This is a genomic window from Caenispirillum salinarum AK4 (assembly GCF_000315795.1).
Lineage (GTDB): Bacteria > Pseudomonadota > Alphaproteobacteria > Rhodospirillales > Rhodospirillaceae > Caenispirillum > Caenispirillum salinarum.
The window spans coordinates 70,878-86,400 of record NZ_ANHY01000021.1; the positions used below are offsets into that span (position 1 = coordinate 70,878).

At 69.9% G+C, this 15,523-nt stretch carries 19 protein-coding genes; 10 read left to right on the forward strand and 9 right to left on the reverse strand.

The genetic code is table 11. The features are described 5' to 3' along the window. Positions 1-97 precede the first annotated feature (97 nt). On the forward strand, positions 98-1,837 hold the full coding sequence (locus C882_RS19315) for a formate--tetrahydrofolate ligase (RefSeq protein ID WP_009542364.1): 1,740 nt from the start codon (positions 98-100) through the stop codon (positions 1,835-1,837). 9 nt (positions 1,838-1,846) lie between these two features. Here the strand turns inward: C882_RS19315 and C882_RS19320 are convergent, their stop codons facing one another. The 6 genes from C882_RS19320 to C882_RS19345 form a co-directional block, all read right to left on the reverse strand. Then, the gene (locus C882_RS19320) at positions 1,847-2,200 is read right to left on the reverse strand and encodes a nitrile hydratase accessory protein (RefSeq protein WP_009542365.1); all 354 of its coding nucleotides are present in this window, start codon (positions 2,198-2,200) and stop codon (positions 1,847-1,849) included. Beyond that, a complete protein-coding gene (gene nthB, locus C882_RS19325; protein ID WP_009542366.1) occupies positions 2,190-2,849 on the reverse strand; it encodes a nitrile hydratase subunit beta in 660 nt (219 codons plus the stop codon). The genes C882_RS19320 and nthB overlap by 11 nt, the downstream gene beginning before the upstream one ends. Beyond that, entirely contained in the window at positions 2,846-3,472 is a 627-nt protein-coding gene (nthA, locus tag C882_RS19330; protein ID WP_009542367.1) for a nitrile hydratase subunit alpha, read from the reverse strand. The genes nthB and nthA overlap by 4 nt, the downstream gene beginning before the upstream one ends. An 87-nt stretch (positions 3,473-3,559) precedes the next feature. Further along, on the reverse strand, positions 3,560-4,471 hold the full coding sequence (locus C882_RS19335; protein ID WP_009542368.1) for a LysR family transcriptional regulator: 912 nt from the start codon (positions 4,469-4,471) through the stop codon (positions 3,560-3,562). 54 nt (positions 4,472-4,525) lie between these two features. Next, positions 4,526-5,473 (reverse strand): thioredoxin-disulfide reductase, encoded by a 948-nt coding sequence (trxB, locus tag C882_RS19340; protein ID WP_009542369.1) that lies wholly within the window; start codon positions 5,471-5,473, stop codon positions 4,526-4,528. A gap of 215 nt (positions 5,474-5,688) precedes the next feature. Continuing rightward, positions 5,689-6,315 carry a peroxiredoxin gene (locus tag C882_RS19345; protein WP_009542370.1) on the reverse strand — a complete coding sequence of 209 codons (627 nt, stop codon included), beginning with the start codon at positions 6,313-6,315 and terminating at the stop codon, positions 5,689-5,691. A 444-nt stretch (positions 6,316-6,759) separates the two neighbouring features. On the opposite strand from C882_RS19345, the gene C882_RS19350 reads away from it, so the two are divergent. Beyond that, entirely contained in the window at positions 6,760-7,269 is a 510-nt protein-coding gene (locus C882_RS19350) for an Lrp/AsnC family transcriptional regulator (protein ID WP_009542371.1), read from the forward strand. Positions 7,270-7,586: 317 nt separating this feature from the next. Here C882_RS19350 and C882_RS19355 read toward each other — a convergent pair whose 3' ends face one another. The 3 genes from C882_RS19355 to C882_RS19365 all read right to left on the reverse strand — a co-directional run bounded on the left by C882_RS19355 (position 7,587) and on the right by C882_RS19365 (position 9,551). Next, entirely contained in the window at positions 7,587-8,450 is an 864-nt protein-coding gene (locus C882_RS19355) for a branched-chain amino acid aminotransferase (RefSeq protein ID WP_009542372.1), read from the reverse strand. Positions 8,451-8,576: 126 nt separating this feature from the next. Next, the gene (locus tag C882_RS19360) at positions 8,577-8,840 is read right to left on the reverse strand and encodes a hypothetical protein (protein ID WP_009542373.1); all 264 of its coding nucleotides are present in this window, start codon (positions 8,838-8,840) and stop codon (positions 8,577-8,579) included. A 75-nt stretch (positions 8,841-8,915) separates the two neighbouring features. Further along, the gene (locus C882_RS19365; RefSeq protein ID WP_009542374.1) at positions 8,916-9,551 is read right to left on the reverse strand and encodes a S24 family peptidase; all 636 of its coding nucleotides are present in this window, start codon (positions 9,549-9,551) and stop codon (positions 8,916-8,918) included. A gap of 131 nt (positions 9,552-9,682) precedes the next feature. On the opposite strand from C882_RS19365, the gene C882_RS19370 reads away from it, so the two are divergent. From C882_RS19370 to C882_RS19405, 8 genes are all read left to right on the forward strand, one after another. Beyond that, on the forward strand, positions 9,683-10,051 hold the full coding sequence (locus C882_RS19370) for a hypothetical protein (protein ID WP_009542375.1): 369 nt from the start codon (positions 9,683-9,685) through the stop codon (positions 10,049-10,051). Next, entirely contained in the window at positions 10,048-10,563 is a 516-nt protein-coding gene (locus tag C882_RS19375) for a hypothetical protein (protein WP_009542376.1), read from the forward strand. The genes C882_RS19370 and C882_RS19375 overlap by 4 nt, the downstream gene beginning before the upstream one ends. Before the next feature lie 126 nt (positions 10,564-10,689). Continuing rightward, entirely contained in the window at positions 10,690-11,316 is a 627-nt protein-coding gene (locus C882_RS19380) for a hypothetical protein (RefSeq protein WP_009542377.1), read from the forward strand. 3 nt (positions 11,317-11,319) lie between these two features. Then, positions 11,320-12,957, forward strand: a complete 1,638-nt coding sequence (locus C882_RS19385; RefSeq protein WP_009542378.1) for a portal protein — start codon at positions 11,320-11,322, stop codon at positions 12,955-12,957. Beyond that, on the forward strand, positions 12,954-13,250 hold the full coding sequence (locus tag C882_RS19390) for a Bbp19 family protein (RefSeq protein WP_009542379.1): 297 nt from the start codon (positions 12,954-12,956) through the stop codon (positions 13,248-13,250). The genes C882_RS19385 and C882_RS19390 overlap by 4 nt, the downstream gene beginning before the upstream one ends. Before the next feature lie 223 nt (positions 13,251-13,473). Further along, positions 13,474-14,142 carry a capsid assembly protein gene (locus tag C882_RS19395; protein WP_009542380.1) on the forward strand — a complete coding sequence of 223 codons (669 nt, stop codon included), beginning with the start codon at positions 13,474-13,476 and terminating at the stop codon, positions 14,140-14,142. A gap of 248 nt (positions 14,143-14,390) precedes the next feature. Further along, the gene (locus C882_RS19400; protein WP_009542381.1) at positions 14,391-15,209 is read left to right on the forward strand and encodes a phage capsid protein; all 819 of its coding nucleotides are present in this window, start codon (positions 14,391-14,393) and stop codon (positions 15,207-15,209) included. Between the two features lie 56 nt (positions 15,210-15,265). Next, positions 15,266-15,508, forward strand: a complete 243-nt coding sequence (locus tag C882_RS19405; protein WP_009542382.1) for a hypothetical protein — start codon at positions 15,266-15,268, stop codon at positions 15,506-15,508. Positions 15,509-15,523: the final 15 nt, after the last annotated feature.

Consider the following 15,523-nt stretch of genomic DNA (forward strand, 5'->3'; position numbering starts at 1 on the left):
GCGTGAGCCCTCGTGGCGCCTGCCCTCGTGGCGCCTGAACGACGGCCCCGGCGTGCCAAGCGCCGGGGCGCAAGCAAGGAAAACGGAGTCCGCCGCCATGACTCGCCCGACCGCCGTCCACCACCATGCCGACGTCGCCGCGCACCCGGCGCGCGTCGCCGACCGCCCCCGCTCCGACCTTGAAATCGCGCGCGCGGCCCCCCTCAAGCCGATCGCCGAGGTCGCCACCGACCGCCTGGGGCTGACCGCCGACGACCTGATCCCCTACGGCCGCCACAAGGCCAAGCTGGACCTCGACCGCGTCGCCGACCTGGCCAGCGCGCCGCGCGGGCGGCTGGTGCTGGTCACCGCCATCACCCCCACTCCCGCAGGCGAGGGCAAGACGACCACCACCGTCGGCCTGGGCGACGGGCTGAACGCCATCGGCAAGCGGGCGGCCGTCTGCCTGCGCGAGCCCTCCCTCGGCCCCTGCTTCGGCATGAAGGGCGGGGCGACGGGCGGCGGCCGGGCGCAGGTGGCGCCCATCGACGAGATCAACCTGCACTTCACCGGCGACTTCCACGCCGTCACCAGCGCCCACAACCTGCTGTCGGCGCTGCTGGACAACAGCCTGCACTGGGGCAACCCGCTGGACATCGACACCCGCCGCGTCACCTGGAAGCGCGTCGCCGACATGAACGACCGGGCCCTGCGCCACATCGTCGCCGGCCTGGGCGGACCCGCGCAGGGCGTTCCGCGCGAGGACGGCTTCGACATCACCGTGGCGTCGGAGGTCATGGCGATCCTGTGCCTGTCCACGGGACTGGACGACCTGCAGCGGCGGCTGGGCGACATCATCGTCGGCCGCGCCCGCGACGGCCGCCCGGTGCGTGCCCGCGACGTCGGGGCCGACGGCGCCATGGCCTGCCTGCTGCGCGACGCCATGGCGCCCAACCTGGTGCAGTCGCTGGAGCACAACCCGGCCTTCATCCACGGCGGTCCGTTCGCCAACATCGCGCATGGCTGCAACTCGGTCCTCGCCACCCGCACGGCCTCGGCCCTGGCCGACGTGACGGTGACCGAGGCCGGCTTCGGCGCCGACCTGGGGGCCGAGAAGTTCCTGCACATCAAGTGCCGCCAGAGCGGCCTGCGCCCGGACGCCGCCGTGCTGGTCGCGACCGTCCGCGCGCTGAAGATGCACGGCGGCGTCGGCAAGGACGCGCTGGGCATCCCCGACCCGCAGGCCGTGCGCGCGGGCGGGGCCAACCTGGCCCGCCACGTCGGCAACATGCAGCGCTTCGGTCTGCCCCTGGTGGTGGCGCTCAACCGCTTCTCCGGCGACACCGAGGCCGAGGTCGCCGCCGTCCGCGCGCTGTGCGACACCGCCGGCGTGCCGCTGGTGGTGGCCGACCACTGGGCCTCCGGCGGCGGCGGCGCGGTCGCATTGGCCGAGGCCGTGGACGCGCTCACCCAGGAGCCGACGCCCGAGCCCCGCTTCCTGTACGAGGAGTCCCTGCCGCTGGCCGAGAAGATCGAGGCCGTGGCGACGGGGCTGTACGGCGCCGCCGGGGTGGTGATCGAGCCAAAGGTGCTGCGCCAGTTGCAGGAGTTCGAGGCCCTGGGCTACGGTCGCCTGCCGGTCTGCATCGCCAAGACGCAATACAGTTTTTCCGCCGACCCGTCGGCCAAGGGCGCGCCGGACGGCCACATGCTGCCGGTGCGCGAAGTGCGGCTGGCCGCCGGCGCGGGGTTCGTGGTGGCGGTGTGCGGCGACATCATGACCATGCCGGGCCTGCCCCGCCAACCGGCGGCCCTGCGCATGCACCTGAACACCGCCGGCCATGTCGACGGGTTCTGACGACAGAGGTCAGGAGGCCCCGAGGCGGACGGGCGTTCCGTGGGGCGTGGTGCGGTAGGCCTCCGCCCACGCCTCCTTCAGGGCCTCCAGCGCCGGCTTCTCGGCCTCGCCGCGCGCGGCCAGAAGCATCTCCAGCGCCGTCACCCAGTGCTCCCAATAGGCCGCGCCGTCCACCGGGCGGCCGGCCGTGCGGGCCATGGACAAGACGGTGCCGAAGGTTTCCGTCCACTCGGCCCAGGTGAACAGGCCCGTCTCCGACAGGTGCACGGCCATGGCGAAGGCCTGGGCCTGCCAGGGCTCCTCGAACGGGCGCTCGGGCATGGGCACGGGCGCGGGCACGGCGCGGCGGGTGTCAGACGGCATCGAGGTAGGGCTCCCACAGGTCCAGCGTCACGGTGTCGCGCGGATGGGCGTCCGGCCCCCACAGCTCCCGCGCCGTGAAGCGCACGGCATAGAGCGGCTGCGGGTCCTCGCCCCGGAAATGGGCGTTGGAGTCGGGGAAGACATGGCCGCCGTGGTGCTGCACCACTTCTCCCACCTTGCCGCGGGCATAGCGCGGCAGGCGCGTGTGGCCGTCCGGGTTGAGGTTTTTCGCCCGCACCCGGTCGCCGACGGCAAAGCGCGGCGCCCGATCGAGCGGACGCGCCGAAGGCCCGCCCTTGCGCAGTACCGGCCCGACCCGCTCGGGCGTCAGCGGCGGCTCGGCCCTGGGTGCATCGGGGTCAGGCGCGCACGACGCGGCCTCTTCGGCGGAAATCAGGCCGTGCTCGACCATCATGTCGGTCAGCGCGGCGATCCAGCGCTCATAGTACGTGTAGTCGAGATACGCAGCCGGCGGGATGCGCTCGCGGGCGTGGCGGCTGGCGTCGATGTTCCACTTGCCCCAGGCGGCCATGGCCAGCGTCAGGGCCAGCGCGCGCCTTTCCCAGTCGGCGTGGAAGACCGGCTCGTCCGGCTCGGGGCGCACGGGGCCGAAGCCGTGCATCCCGCCCATGTCGTGGATGCCGTTCATCGCCCGGCCTCCGCGGGCGACAGGGCGACGCCGGTGCCGATCATGGAATCGCGGGTGACCAGGTCGGCGAGCTGGTCTTCCGCCAGGCCTTCGGTGCCGGCGGGGCGCTGGGGGATCACCAGGTAACGCGTCTCGGCGGTGGAGTCCCAGACGCGCACCTCGATCTCGTCGGACAGCCTGATGCCGAAGTCCGCCAGCACGCCGCGCGGGTCGATGACCGCGCGCGAGCGGTAGGCGTCGGACTTGTACCACACCGGCGGCAGGCCCAGGACGGACCAGGGATAGCAGCTGCACAGGGTGCAGACGACCATGTTGTGGACGGTGTCGGTGTTCTCGGCGATCACCATGTGCTCGCCCTGCCGGCCCTCGTATCCCAGTTCGGCGATGGCGGCGGTGGCATCGGTCCGCAGGCGCTCCAGGTAGGCGGGATCGCTCCAGGCCTTCGCCACCACGCGGGCGCCGTTGCGCGGGCCGACGCGGTGCTCGTAGGTGTCGACGATCTCGTCCAGCGCGGCGGGGTCGACCAGTCCCTTTTCCGTCAGCAGGGTTTCCAGCGCCTTGACGCGCAGCGCGGGGTCGGAGGGAACGGCCTGATGGTCATGGTCGTGACCGTCGTGCGGCATGGGTCAAGGTCCTCCGGCACAAGGAAAAAGGGCTCCCGATGGTGGCGCATCGGAAGCCCTTTCGCAACGGTCGGATACTCGCCCGCCCTACTTGCGCTCGGCCAGCTTGCGCAGCAGGAAATCGCGGAAGACGGCGACGCGCTTGGAGTGACGCAACTCCTCGGGATAGACGAAGAAGCAGTCGAAGCCGGGCCCGCGCAGTTCCGGCAGCACCTGGACCAGATTGGTGGCCTCGGTGGAGAAGTAGTCGGGCATGGCGGCGATGCCGAGCCCCGACTGCACGGCCCGGAAGATGCCGTAGATGTTGTTGACCCGCAGCACCGGCTGGCGGCGCTGGCGCGGCACGCCGCCGGCGGTCAGCAGCCAGTTCATGTTGTCGACCGGCGCCTTGGCGTCCTCGCCGTAGACGATGAGGCGGTGGTTGTCCAGGTCCTCGGGATGCTTGGGAATGCCGTACTTCTTCAGGTATTCCGGCGAGGCGTAGATCTGGTAGTGCAGCCCCATCAGGTGGCGCTGCACCAGGTCGGGCTGGCGCGGCGGGTGGAAGCGAATCGCCACGTCCGCCTCGCGCATGGCCAGGTCCACCTCCCCGTCATCGAGCAGAAGGCTCATGTCGATGTGGGGGTAGGTGTCCATGAACTCCTTGATGCGCGGGGTCAGCCAGACCGAGCCGAAGGCGACCGTGGTGGTCACCTTCAGCGGGCCTTCCGGACGCTCGCGGCTTTCGGTCAGGCGGGCTTCCGCCATGGACAGCTTGGCGAAGACCTCGTGCACCGTGTTGTACAGAAGCTCGCCCTGTTCCGTCAGGATCAGGCCGCGGGCGTGGCGGTGGAAGAGGGAGACCGTCAGGCTTTCCTCCAGCGCGCTGATCTGCCGGCTGACCGCCGACTGACTGAGGTTCAGCGTTTCCCCGGCGTGGGTGAAGGAGCCTGCTTCCGCCACCGCATGGAAGATGCGCAGCTTGTCCCAGTCCATCCTGCTGCCGGCGCGGTGCGGCATGGAGGCCTCCCTGCGAGCCATTGTCTGTTCTTCAGCCTTGTTGTTGAACCTGTATCAGGTCTGGCCGTGGAGCGCCAGGAAGCGGTCGGCCTCGATCGCCGCCATGCAGCCTGTGCCGGCGGCGGTGACGGCCTGGCGGTAGACGTGGTCCTGCACGTCGCCGGCGGCATAGACGCCGGGGATGCTGGTGGCGGTCGAGTCGGGCTTGGTGATCAGGTAGCCGTTCTCGTCCATCTCCAACTGGCCCTGGAACAGCGCCGTGTTCGGCGTGTGGCCGATGGCGATGAACACACCTTCCAGCGGCAGTTCCGACACCGCGTCGGTCTTGACGTTGCGCAGCTTCACGCCGGTCACGCCCAGCGGCTCGCCGCCGCCCAGCACGTCGTCCAGCACCGAGTCCCAGACGGGCTCGACCTTGGGGTTGGCGAACAGGCGATCCTGCATGATCTTCTCCGCCCGCAGCTCGTCGCGGCGGTGGATCAGGTAGACCTTGCTGGCATGGTTGGTCAGGAAGATGGCTTCCTCGACGGCCGTGTTGCCGCCGCCGACCACGGCCACGACCTTGTTGCGGAAGAAGAACCCGTCGCAGGTGGCGCAGGCCGACACGCCGAAGCCCTGGAAGCGCGACTCGCTCTCCAGACCCAACCAGCGGGCCGAGGCGCCGGTGGAGATGACCAGGGTTTCGCCGTAGTACACATCGCCCGAATCGGCAACCGCCTTGAACGGGCGCTGGGACAGGTCGACCTCGGTGATGGTGTCGTGCATCCAGGTGGTGCCGACGTTCTCCGCCTGCTTCTGCATCTGCTCCATCAGCCAGGGGCCCTGGATGGGATCGGCGAAGCCCGGGTAGTTCTCGACATCGGTGGTGATGGTCAACTGACCGCCCGGCTGGATGCCGGACACCAGGATCGGGGCCAAGTTGGCGCGCGCGGCGTAGACGGCGGCGGTGCAGCCCGCCGGGCCGGAACCGAGAATGAGAACCTTGGTGTGATGCTCTGCCATGTCCTGCGAAGGCCTCTTGGTCTGTCACCCCGCCGGCACAGGCCGCGGGGGTCGGGTTTTCAAACGTGGCGGCGAGAATAGTGACGGCGGCGGGGGCGCGCAACTGCGCCGCGCCCGGACCGGCCCGAAACACGACCCCTGTCCGCCGCCGAAACGCGACGAGGCGCCCGATCGCTCGGGCGCCTCGCGCATGAAGGCGGTGATGCCGGAGCCGATTACAGCTCGCTGGCGCTTTCCTTCAGGAAGGCGGCGACGCCGTCCGGCGTGGCCTGCATGCCCTTCTTGCCCTTGGTCCAGCCGGCGGGGCAGACCTCGCCGTGCTCTTCGTGGAAGGCCAGGGCGTCGACCATGCGCAGGGCCTCGTCGACGTTGCGGCCCAGCGGCAGGTCGTTGATGGTGGCGTGGCGAACGTTGAAGTTCTTGTCGATCAGGAACGAACCACGCAGGGCGACGCCGGCGTCCTCCAGCAGCACGCCGAAGTCACGGGCGATCTGCTTGTTCAGGTCGGCCACCATGGGGAACTTGACGTTGCCCAGGCCGCCTTCGTCCTGCGGGGTCTTCTTCCAGGCCAGGTGGGTGAACTGGCTGTCGACGGAGACGGAAACGACCTTGCAGCCCTTCTCCTCGAACTGCGCCATGCGGTGATCGTGGGCGATGATCTCCGACGGGCACACGAAGGTGAAGTCGAGCGGGTAGAAGAACACCCAGCCGTAGCTGCCCTTCAGGTAGTCCTTCAGGCTGAATTCGGCGTTGATGGAGTTGTCACCCATCACGGCCTGGGCGGTGAAGTCCGGGGCCTGCTTGCCGACCAGCGAGGTCACGGTGGGGGTGGTCTCGGTCATGATTGCTCGCTCCGTTCTCGAAAATGTCTTTCTGGATCGCAAGGACCCGAGTGCGGCCTCTATGTAGACGCCGGGCGCCCCGGTTTGCAAGTCGGAATGATTAAATTGTAGCGCCCACACCGCTTGCGCGCCGTAGGGCGCAGACGCTGCACCTCCCGATCGCCGGGCGGCCCTGCCCGACTCGGGCATGCGGGAATCTCCGCAACCCCACCGCCGCGGCGCACCGATCGGCGCTTTTCGCAGCGGTGCCATGCAGCATTCGGGCTTGTCCCGCGTTCCCGATGAAACGACGTTACCCGGCTTCGCGTCAATGGGCACATGAAAAATGACGCCTTTGGCCCGAAACCCTTATTGTCATTGCCGCGCGCGGCCATTACCTTGAAATATCATTGCGCCGGAGCGACATAAGATTCCGGCGGAACACCGGGGAGGATAATTTACGACATGCAGCGGGTGAAGCTTGATCGCATCGATCGGCGCATCCTGAGCGACCTGCAGGCGGATGGCCGGATGACCAACGTGGAGCTGGCCCGCCGTGCAGGCATCTCGGCTCCGCCCTGCCTTCGGCGCGTGCGGGCGCTGGAGGAAGCGGGGTTCATTCGTGGCTACCACGCCGACATCGACCCCGGGGCGCTCAACTACAACGTCACGGTGTTCGCCCATGTCGGCCTCAACAGCCAGGCCGAAGCCGACCTGCGCGCGTTCGAAGGGCTGGTGAACGATTGGCCCGAGGTGCGCGAATGCCACATGCTGGCCGGCGAGACCGACTTCCTGCTCAAGGTGGTGGCGCACGACTGGGACGACTATCAGCGTTTCCTCACCACGCGGCTGACGGCGGCGCCGAACGTTGCGCACGTGAAGTCGGCGCTGGCGATTCGCACCGGCAAGCAGCAGCCGGGCGTGCCCATCGACGTCGAGGAAGGCCCCGAGCCGCATCCGGAGGCCGACTCGTAGGCCGGGCTGGACGCGGCTGGCGGTGGTTTAGGGATGCCACCAAGACACGAAGAACACCAAGAGGGTGTGCTGACGGGGGCGGTGTCGCTACAATGGCTGGCGTGGGTTCTTGAACCACCAAGACACCAAGACAGCGCGCGAAGGCGCGCCATCCTCATTCCGGTGTCCGCTTTAGCCAGGTCTTCGACAAGGTGATGAATAAGGAATCGCGGGAGCGCGAGGGAGCCCGTGGCTCCCTCGCATCATATTCCGGCGCAGCCGGAAAGCCCTGGTGTCTTGGTGGCCTCGCCGCACACCGCCACCGGAGCCTGCCGCGCTCACGGCCGGCCATGCTCTCGCGCATAGGCGAAGTACAGCTCCCGCGCCCGCTCGTACAGCGGCCCCTTCATGAACGTCCGGTCGTTCAGCTGCTTGCACCAGCCCAGCTTCTGATAGTTGCCGGTGGCAAAGACCTCGTCGGCGCCCAGCACCTCGTTCCAGGTGATGGCGTGTTCCTCCACGGTCACGCCGGAGTCGCGCAGCAGCTTGATGACGCGCTGGCGGGTCAGGCCGTTGAGGAAGGTGCCGTTGGGCGCCGGCGTGTGGACGACGCCGCCCTTGCCGAAGAACAGGTTGGTGTAGGCGAATTCCGCAACGTTCCCCGACGGGTCGAGCATGACGGCGGTGTCGCATCCCTTCGCCTTGGCCTCGGCGACGGCGCGCCCGGTGTTGGGGTACAGGCAGCTTGCCTTGGCTTCCGTGGGGGCCATGTCGCGGGCGGGACGGCGGAAGCTGGACAGCATGGCCTTGAAGCCGTCGGCCGGCGGCAGCGGCGACGGATAGATGGACATGCCGAACCCGACGTCGTGGCTGTCGGGGACGATGAAGCCCGACTCGCCCCAGAACATGGGGCAGATGTAGAGCTGCGAGTCGCGGGGAAAACGGCGGATGCCCTCCCATGCCAGCTCGGCGATCTCGGCGCCGGTGATCTGGGGCTGCATGCCCAGCACGCGGGCGGACGTTACGGCGCGTTCGCAGTGGGGCAGCAGGTCCGGCGCGACGCCGTCGAAATAGCGGGCCCCGTCGAACACCACCGAGCCCAGCCACACCCCGTGGGTGCGCGGTCCCAGCAGCTTGGGGTTGCCGACGTGCCATTCCCCTTGCGCGTAGACGACGCCTTCCGTCGCGATCTGGCCCTTCATGGCGCTCCTCGATTTTATGCTTGGCCGCCGGCGAGCGCGGCGGCGTGAGAGCGGTTGGTGATCCTGATTGGAACGCTCAGGATAGCCACGGGCTGCCGCCCCTGTCCAACGCCGCGGCACGCGCCGTTACAGGGCGCGACGGCGCCAGTGTTCGGCCTCCGCCCGCGCCCACTCCAGGCGGTCGGCGCAACGGGACAGGGCCGCCGAAGGGGCGGCGCGGCGGCGCAGGTGGGCGACGTCGGCGCGGGCGCGGGCGGCCATGCGCGCCAGGGCGCGGGCGCGGGCAAGCGCCTGGCGGCGGCGCAGCACCGCCTCGTCCACCACCGTCCCCAGGGCCAGGGCGCACGGCACCGGCCCATTGAAGCGGCGCTCCAGCGTTTCGGGCAGCATGACAGGCTCCTTCCGGCGAATCTCGGAGGGGAGAATTAGGACCACAGTCCTTTGCCTGTGGTCAAGGAAAATGATCTATTGGCTCACCCACAGCACCCGGGCGATCCATTCCACCTGTTCGCGCGCCAGCGAACGGTCGTCGTGCACGGGGTTGAGGCTTTTCAGTTCCACCCGCTTTTCCGACAGGCGCAGCAGTTCCTTGACCATGACCTCGCCCTCCATGGTGCGGACCACCACGCGGTCGCCGCGGCGGGGCGCTTCGTCGGGTGCGACCACCAGGATATCGCCGTCGCGGTAGACCGGCTGCATGGAATCGCCCGAGACCTCGAGGGCATAGGCGTGGGGATCGGTGACCTCGGGCGTTCGGATCTCGTCCCAGCCGGCGCCGACGGGCCAGCCGGCATCGTCGAAGTAGCCCGCCTGCCCGGCCTGGGCAAAGCCGATCAGCGGCAGGGTCTGCGGTGCCGGGCGGCCGATGCCGTCGCCCTCCACCAGCGCCGTGAATTCTGCCAGCGAGGTGTTGGTGGCCTGCAGGATCTTGGCGATGGACTCGGTGGAGGGCCAGCGGGGCTTGCCCTCGCGCGTCGTGCGCTTGGACTTGTTGAAGGTGGTGGAATCGAGTCCGGCCCGTCGCGCCAGCCCGGAGGGAGACAGGCCCTTGGATTCGGCAAGGCGATCAATGGCGCGCCAGATCTGCGAGTGCTTCAGCATGGGAACATGGTCTTACAGCAGGACCGCTAACGCATTAAGAAGAAATTCCGAGAATTTCCTTGACCGGCTGGGCGCGCAATCCTAACACTTCCGGTTGTTCTTGTTATGTTCCAACCGTGGAGAGACCCGTCATGGCCCAATCTCAGCCCGCCGCCGTCCGTGCCCTGGACGAGCGGCCGACCGACCCCTTCGCCGATGCCCAGGAGGCCTGGTTCTGGTTCTGGCAGTGCCAGATCGCCCGTGACGAAGGCGCCCGATTCGTCGCCGGCGCCGGCCGCGTCGCCCGCCCCTGCGACCCCGACGACATCAGCCGCGCCGCACTGGCACTCGCCCGCCGGCGCGTCATCGACCGGCGCCACCTGCGGGTGCTGGGGAACTACGGCCGCGCGCTCACCCCACCGGACCCCCGCCTGCCCGACCAGGTCGTCGCCCACCGTCTGTGGGAGGACGCGCTGGACCGCCTGACCACCGTCCTGCGCGGCAAGGGGATCGTGGCATGAGCGGCACGGCGTCCTCCCCCGCCTGCGCCACTGCAGCTGCGGCCGTACCGCGCCCCGGCCTGCCGCCAGAGGCCGCCGCCACGACAGACGCGCCTGGAGCACCGGCGCTGGTGGTGTTCAGCGGCGACACCGACATCCGCTGGCTGCGCCTGCTGCGCCCCGGCTTCCGCCACTGCTTCGCCGTGGTGCGGACGGACGGGGCATGGGTGGTGGTCGACCCGCTGTCCCACTATACCGCCCTGCGCGTAGTGCCCGAACTGGCGGGATGGGACCCGGCGCGCTGGTTTCGGGCGCGCGGCCTGACCGTCCTGCCGGCCCGCATCCGCGAGCCCGCCCGCCGCCTGGCGCCGTGGCGGCCCTATACGTGTGTGGAAGCGGTCAAGCGCGTCATTGGCGTGCGGCTGCCGGGCGTTTTCACCCCCTGGCAGTTGTACCGCGCGCTGGGCGGCACGAAGACAAAATGCGTTTTCGAAGAAAATATTCTTGACACGACGCCGGAATATGGGGCATAAATCCTCTTGTCAACGCCACAGGTGCGCCCACCGCCCGCCGGACACCCCGTCCGGCGGGCTTTTTCGTAGGCGGCCCGGGCGTGACCGCTCATCCACCCACCCACCCACCGAAGGGAGATCCGGTCCATGGGAGGTTTTGCATCCCTGCCGCCGCTCGACACCATCGAGGACTTCGAGCGGTTGATGGACTCCGGCAACCTGCCGCCCGGCCGTCCCAGCAAGGCCCTGCTCGACAGCCTGCCGACGCCGCCGCCGCCCAAGCCCATGACCTGGGTCGACGACGGCGCCGGCGAGCCCGTCCCGCCGTCCTGGATGAAGACCCCCGGGCGCGACTGGTACCGCGTCGTGTTCGATGACGGCACCGAGATGTCCGCCGCGGAATACCGGGCCTGGCGCAAGAAGACGGGGACCTACGCCCCGCCCACCGCCGTCACCGCCGACGGCCGGGTGGTCGCGGCGGCCAGCGACGGCCCCGCCGAGAGGAAGGCGCCGGCACCCGCCGCCCCCGACCCGGCGCCGGTTTCGCCGCAGCCGGACAACGCCGCGCCCCCGCAGGGTGCCGAGCCGTCGCCCAACCCCGCCTCGGCGGCGCCCGCCGGACCGACGCCGCAGGACGACCGCCGCCGTCGGATGCGCGCCCGGGAAGAGGCCGAGGCCGCCCGCCGCCGCACCGTCGCGACATCATGGCGCGGCGTCCTCACCCCGCCGCCCGGCGCGCCGGAGCGCCGCCGCAAGACCCTGTTGGGAGAATGACCCATGACCGTCGACACCGAGGCCCTGTTGCGCCGCTACCGGGCCGCCCGGTCGCGCCGCAGCGCCTGGGACGGCCACTGGCGCGAATGCTACGACTTCACCCTGCCCAGCCGTGACGGCTCGACCGCCGGCACGGGCGCGGAGGGAGCCAAGCGCACCGACCGGCTGTTCGACGGCACCGCGCCGGACGCCGTCGACCAGTTGGCCGCCAGCCTGCTCGCCCAGCTCACCCCGCCATGGGCGCGCTGGTTCGGGCTGGCCGCCGGCGTGGAGGTGGAGGACGCCGAGCGCGACGCCGTCGCGCCGCTGCTGGAAAAGACCGCCGAGATCGTCCGCGGCCACTTCGACCGCGCCAACTTCGCCGTGGAAATGCACCAGGCCTACCTGGACCTGGTCATCGCCGGCACCGCCAGCCTTCTGTTCGAGGAAGCCCCGCCGGGCAGCCCCAGCGCGTTCCGCTTCACCGCCGTGCCGCTGTCGGAACTGGTGGTTGAGGAAGGTGCCTCGGGCCGGCTGGAAATCACCTTCCGCCGATCGGAAGCCGGTCTGCCCACCTTGCGCGAGCGCTTTCCCGCCGCCGCCCTGCCCGACGCGATGGTCGCCCGCGCCGAGGATGATCCCGACGCCCGCTTTGCCGTGCTGGAGGCCGTGACGCCCGCCCCGGACGGCGCGGGCTTCGTCTACACGGCCCTGCTGGACCCGGAAGGCATGCCGGCGGTGTCCGACGCCGTCGTGCTGGCCGAAGGGCGCTTCGCACGCTCGCCGTTCATCACCTTCCGCTGGCTCAAGGCGCCCGGCGAGGCCTACGGCCGCAGTCCGGTGATGAAGGCCCTGCCCGACATCAAGACCGCCAACAAGGTGGTGGAACTGGTGCTGAAGAACGCCAGCATCTCCGTCACCGGCATCTGGCAGGCCGACGACGACGGCGTGCTGAACCCAGCCAACATCCGCCTGGTTCCCGGCGCCATCATTCCCAAGGCCGTCGGCTCGTCGGGCCTGACGCCGCTGGAGGCGCCGGGACGGTTCGACGTCAGCCAGCTTGTCCTCGACGACCTGCGCGGGCGCATCCGGCACGCCCTGCTGGTCGACCGCCTGGGCCAGCCCGACGCGCCGACCATGACGGCGACGGAGGTGCTGGAACGGTCGGCCGAGATGGCGCGCATCCTGGGCGCCACCTACGGCCGGCTGCAATCGGAGCTTCTGACGCCGCTGGTCATGCGGGCCCTGTCCATCCTGCGCCGGCGGGGCGAGATCCCCGACATGCGTGTGGACGGCCGCGTGGTCGACCTGACCTATCAGTCGCCGCTGGCGCGCACGCAGGCCCAGGCCGATGCGCAGAACACCCTCACCTGGCTGACATCCGTCGCCGGCCTCGGCCCGGAAGCGGCCGGGGCCGTGGACACGGTGGCGGCGGCCCGCTGGTTGGGCCGCGCGCTGGGCGTGCCCGCGGAACTGATCCGCGAAACGCCGCCCGAGGCGCCCGTCCCCGGCGGCCCCGTGCCGCTGGGCGTGACGCCCGCCGCGCCGCCGCCGCCGTCCGCCGGGGCCGCTCCGCCCTCGCCCGATCACCCCGCCACCGCCGGCCTGACGCCCGCCCCCTCCCCGGGCGCGGCCGGTCCCGGCGCGGGAGGCACGCCATGATGCCCGGCGTGCCTGATCGCGAGGGCTGGAGCGGCCTCGATCCGGGGGCCGGGGGTGCGGTCGAAGACGGTCGGCAGAACGCCGTCGCCGCCAAGGAAGACGACACGGGTTTCCTCTTCGCCCGCGTCTTTTCCGGCGGCGACGGCGCCCGCGCGCTGGAGCACCTGCGCGCGCTGACCCTCGACCGCGCCCTCGGCCCCGAGGCCAGCCCCGACGCCCTGCGTCACCTGGAAGGCCAGCGCTGCCTCGTCCGCCACATCCTCGCCCTGGTGGCGCGGGGACGGGCGGGCTGAGGCCAGCACATTTTTTGAACCACCAAGACACCAAGACACCAAGGCTTCGCCGCTGCGCGGCGATGAGGTTGCGAGGGAGGCACGGCCTCCCTCGCGCTCCCTCGTTTCCTTTGCCCGGCGGCACAAGCCGGGGAAGGAAATAGGGAAGGCGCGCCTTCGCGTGCTCTCTTGGTGCCTTGGTGTCTTGGTGGTTCTTCCTCTTCACCCGAAGGAAGGAGTCACCATGACCATTCCCGCCATTCCCGCGCCCCAGCCCGCCAGCGTCACGCCCGCGGTGCCGGCGGAGTTCCTCAACCCCGAGACCGGCGAGGTCGACGTCGAGGCGCTGTTCGCCGCCTACATGGCGCTCAAGCAGCAGGTCGCGGCCGGCCCCATCGGTGTGCCCGACAGCCCCGACGGCTACCAGATCGCCGCGCCGCACGCGCTGCTGGAGGCCGACCCGGAGGTCAACGCCCGCCTCCACGCCGCCGGCTTCACGCCCGAGCAGGTGCAGCTGGTCTACGACCTGGCCGCCGAGCGCGTGATCCCCGTGATCGAGGCCATGGCCGCCGACATGGACGGCGACCGTGAGCTGTCGCGCCTGATCGAGCACTTCGGCGGCGAGGAACGCTGGGGCGAGATCAGCCGCCAGCTCCAGGCCTGGGGCAAGGCCAACCTGCCCGCGGACGTGCTGACGGCCCTGTCGGGCACCGCCGACGGCGTCATGGCGCTGTTCCGCATGATGCAGTCCGGCGAACCCGGCCTCGGCGGCATGGACAAGGGCGCGGCCGGACCGTCGTCCGAGGACGAGGTCAAGGCCCTGATGCGCGACCCCAAGTACTGGCGCGACCGCGACCCCGCCACCGTCCGCAAGGTCGCCGAGGGCTTCAAGCGGCTCTACCCGGGGGCGTAAGGCCCCGGCGGCGGGGGATTAACCACCAAGGCACCAAGACACCAAGACTTCGCCGCTGCGCGGCGATCCATTGCGAGGGAGGCACGGCCTCCCACGCGCTCCCGCGGTCCATTGCCCGGCGGCGAAAGCCGGGGAAGGACATGAGGGTGACGCGCCGTCGCGCGCTTTCTTGGTGTCTTGGTGTCTTGGTGGTTCCCCTCTCGCCCTTCCCCAAGACACCACCACCACAACCGAAGGACCGACCAATCATGTCCGTTCAGATCGACAAGTCGTTCGTGAAGCACTTCCAGGCCGACGTCCACCTGGCCTTCCAGCAGATGGGGTCCAAGCTGCGCAACACCGTGCGCACCAAGAACGACGTCCGGGGCTCCTCCACCGTCTTCCAGAAGGTGGGCAAGGGCACCGCCTCCACCAAGGCGCGGCACGGCAAGGTGCCGGTGATGAACCTCGACCACACGCCGGTCGAGTGCCAGCTGTATGACTACTACGCCGGCGACTGGGTCGACCGGCTGGACGAGCTGAAGACCAACATCGACGAGCGCCAGGTGCTGGTGAAGGCCGGCGCCTACGCGCTGGGCCGCAAGACCGACGAGCTGATCATCAACGAGTTCGACGCTTCCACCAACTACGCCCAGGACGGCACCACCGGCCTGACCAAGGAAAAGGTGCTGGCCGCCTTCGAGATGCTGGGCGAGGCCGACGTGCCCGACGACGGCGACCGCCACGCCGTGGTCGGCTGGAAACAGTGGTCCGAGCTGCTGGCGATCCCCGAGTTCTCCAACGCCGATTACGTCGGCGAGGACGACCTGCCGTGGAAGGGGACCCAGGCCAAGAAGTGGCTGGGGACGCTGTGGATGCCGCACAGCGGCCTGACGCTCTCCAGCGGCGTGCGCTTCTGCTACTGGTACCACAAGACCGCCGTCGGCCACGCCATCGGCTCCGAGGTCGTCACCGACGTCTCGTGGCACGGCGACCGCGCGTCGCACTTCGTCAACAACATGATGAGCCAGGGCGCCAAGCTGATCGACCCCTCGGGCGTCGTCTCCCTGCGCTGCCTGGAATCCTGATCCCCCGCCTTTAGGGGACTGGGGAACATTTCATAAACAAACCGGAGTATCGAACGATGGCCTTCCAGAGCAAGGACCTGTCGGTCCTGGCCTACGCCAACGGCTTCACCCTGTGGCACTACGCCAGCGCCGACACCGCCGCCACGGTCACCGGCGCGGGCTACTTCAATCCGGCCGCCGACATGATCAACACCGGCGACCTGATGATCCTGACCACCGACACCGGCACGGCCCCGGCCACCGCGCTGTCGCGCATCAGCGACGTCTCGGGCGGCACGGTCACCACCGCCGCCGTCTGACCGGTGCCGCAGCCC

What these genes read in the sequence shown, in the direction of transcription:
- C882_RS19350 (WP_009542371.1), top strand. Translation starts at nt 6,760, where the DNA reads ATGCAGCGGGTGAAGCTTGATCGCATCGATCGGCGCATCCTGAGCGAC.
- C882_RS19370 (WP_009542375.1), top strand. Translation starts at nt 9,683, where the DNA reads ATGGCCCAATCTCAGCCCGCCGCCGTCCGTGCCCTGGACGAGCGGCCG.
- trxB (WP_009542369.1), bottom strand. Translation starts at nt 5,473, where the DNA reads ATGGCAGAGCATCACACCAAGGTTCTCATTCTCGGTTCCGGCCCGGCG.
- C882_RS19335 (WP_009542368.1), bottom strand. Translation starts at nt 4,471, where the DNA reads ATGCCGCACCGCGCCGGCAGCAGGATGGACTGGGACAAGCTGCGCATC.
- C882_RS19315 (WP_009542364.1), top strand. Translation starts at nt 98, where the DNA reads ATGACTCGCCCGACCGCCGTCCACCACCATGCCGACGTCGCCGCGCAC.
- C882_RS19365 (WP_009542374.1), bottom strand. Translation starts at nt 9,551, where the DNA reads ATGCTGAAGCACTCGCAGATCTGGCGCGCCATTGATCGCCTTGCCGAA.
- C882_RS19395 (WP_009542380.1), top strand. Translation starts at nt 13,474, where the DNA reads ATGACCATTCCCGCCATTCCCGCGCCCCAGCCCGCCAGCGTCACGCCC.
- C882_RS19355 (WP_009542372.1), bottom strand. Translation starts at nt 8,450, where the DNA reads ATGAAGGGCCAGATCGCGACGGAAGGCGTCGTCTACGCGCAAGGGGAA.
- nthA (WP_009542367.1), bottom strand. Translation starts at nt 3,472, where the DNA reads ATGCCGCACGACGGTCACGACCATGACCATCAGGCCGTTCCCTCCGAC.
- nthB (WP_009542366.1), bottom strand. Translation starts at nt 2,849, where the DNA reads ATGAACGGCATCCACGACATGGGCGGGATGCACGGCTTCGGCCCCGTG.
- C882_RS19320 (WP_009542365.1), bottom strand. Translation starts at nt 2,200, where the DNA reads ATGCCGTCTGACACCCGCCGCGCCGTGCCCGCGCCCGTGCCCATGCCC.
- C882_RS19405 (WP_009542382.1), top strand. Translation starts at nt 15,266, where the DNA reads ATGGCCTTCCAGAGCAAGGACCTGTCGGTCCTGGCCTACGCCAACGGC.
- C882_RS19380 (WP_009542377.1), top strand. Translation starts at nt 10,690, where the DNA reads ATGGGAGGTTTTGCATCCCTGCCGCCGCTCGACACCATCGAGGACTTC.
- C882_RS19345 (WP_009542370.1), bottom strand. Translation starts at nt 6,315, where the DNA reads ATGACCGAGACCACCCCCACCGTGACCTCGCTGGTCGGCAAGCAGGCC.
- C882_RS19375 (WP_009542376.1), top strand. Translation starts at nt 10,048, where the DNA reads ATGAGCGGCACGGCGTCCTCCCCCGCCTGCGCCACTGCAGCTGCGGCC.
- C882_RS19400 (WP_009542381.1), top strand. Translation starts at nt 14,391, where the DNA reads ATGTCCGTTCAGATCGACAAGTCGTTCGTGAAGCACTTCCAGGCCGAC.
- C882_RS19360 (WP_009542373.1), bottom strand. Translation starts at nt 8,840, where the DNA reads ATGCTGCCCGAAACGCTGGAGCGCCGCTTCAATGGGCCGGTGCCGTGC.
- C882_RS19390 (WP_009542379.1), top strand. Translation starts at nt 12,954, where the DNA reads ATGATGCCCGGCGTGCCTGATCGCGAGGGCTGGAGCGGCCTCGATCCG.
- C882_RS19385 (WP_009542378.1), top strand. Translation starts at nt 11,320, where the DNA reads ATGACCGTCGACACCGAGGCCCTGTTGCGCCGCTACCGGGCCGCCCGG.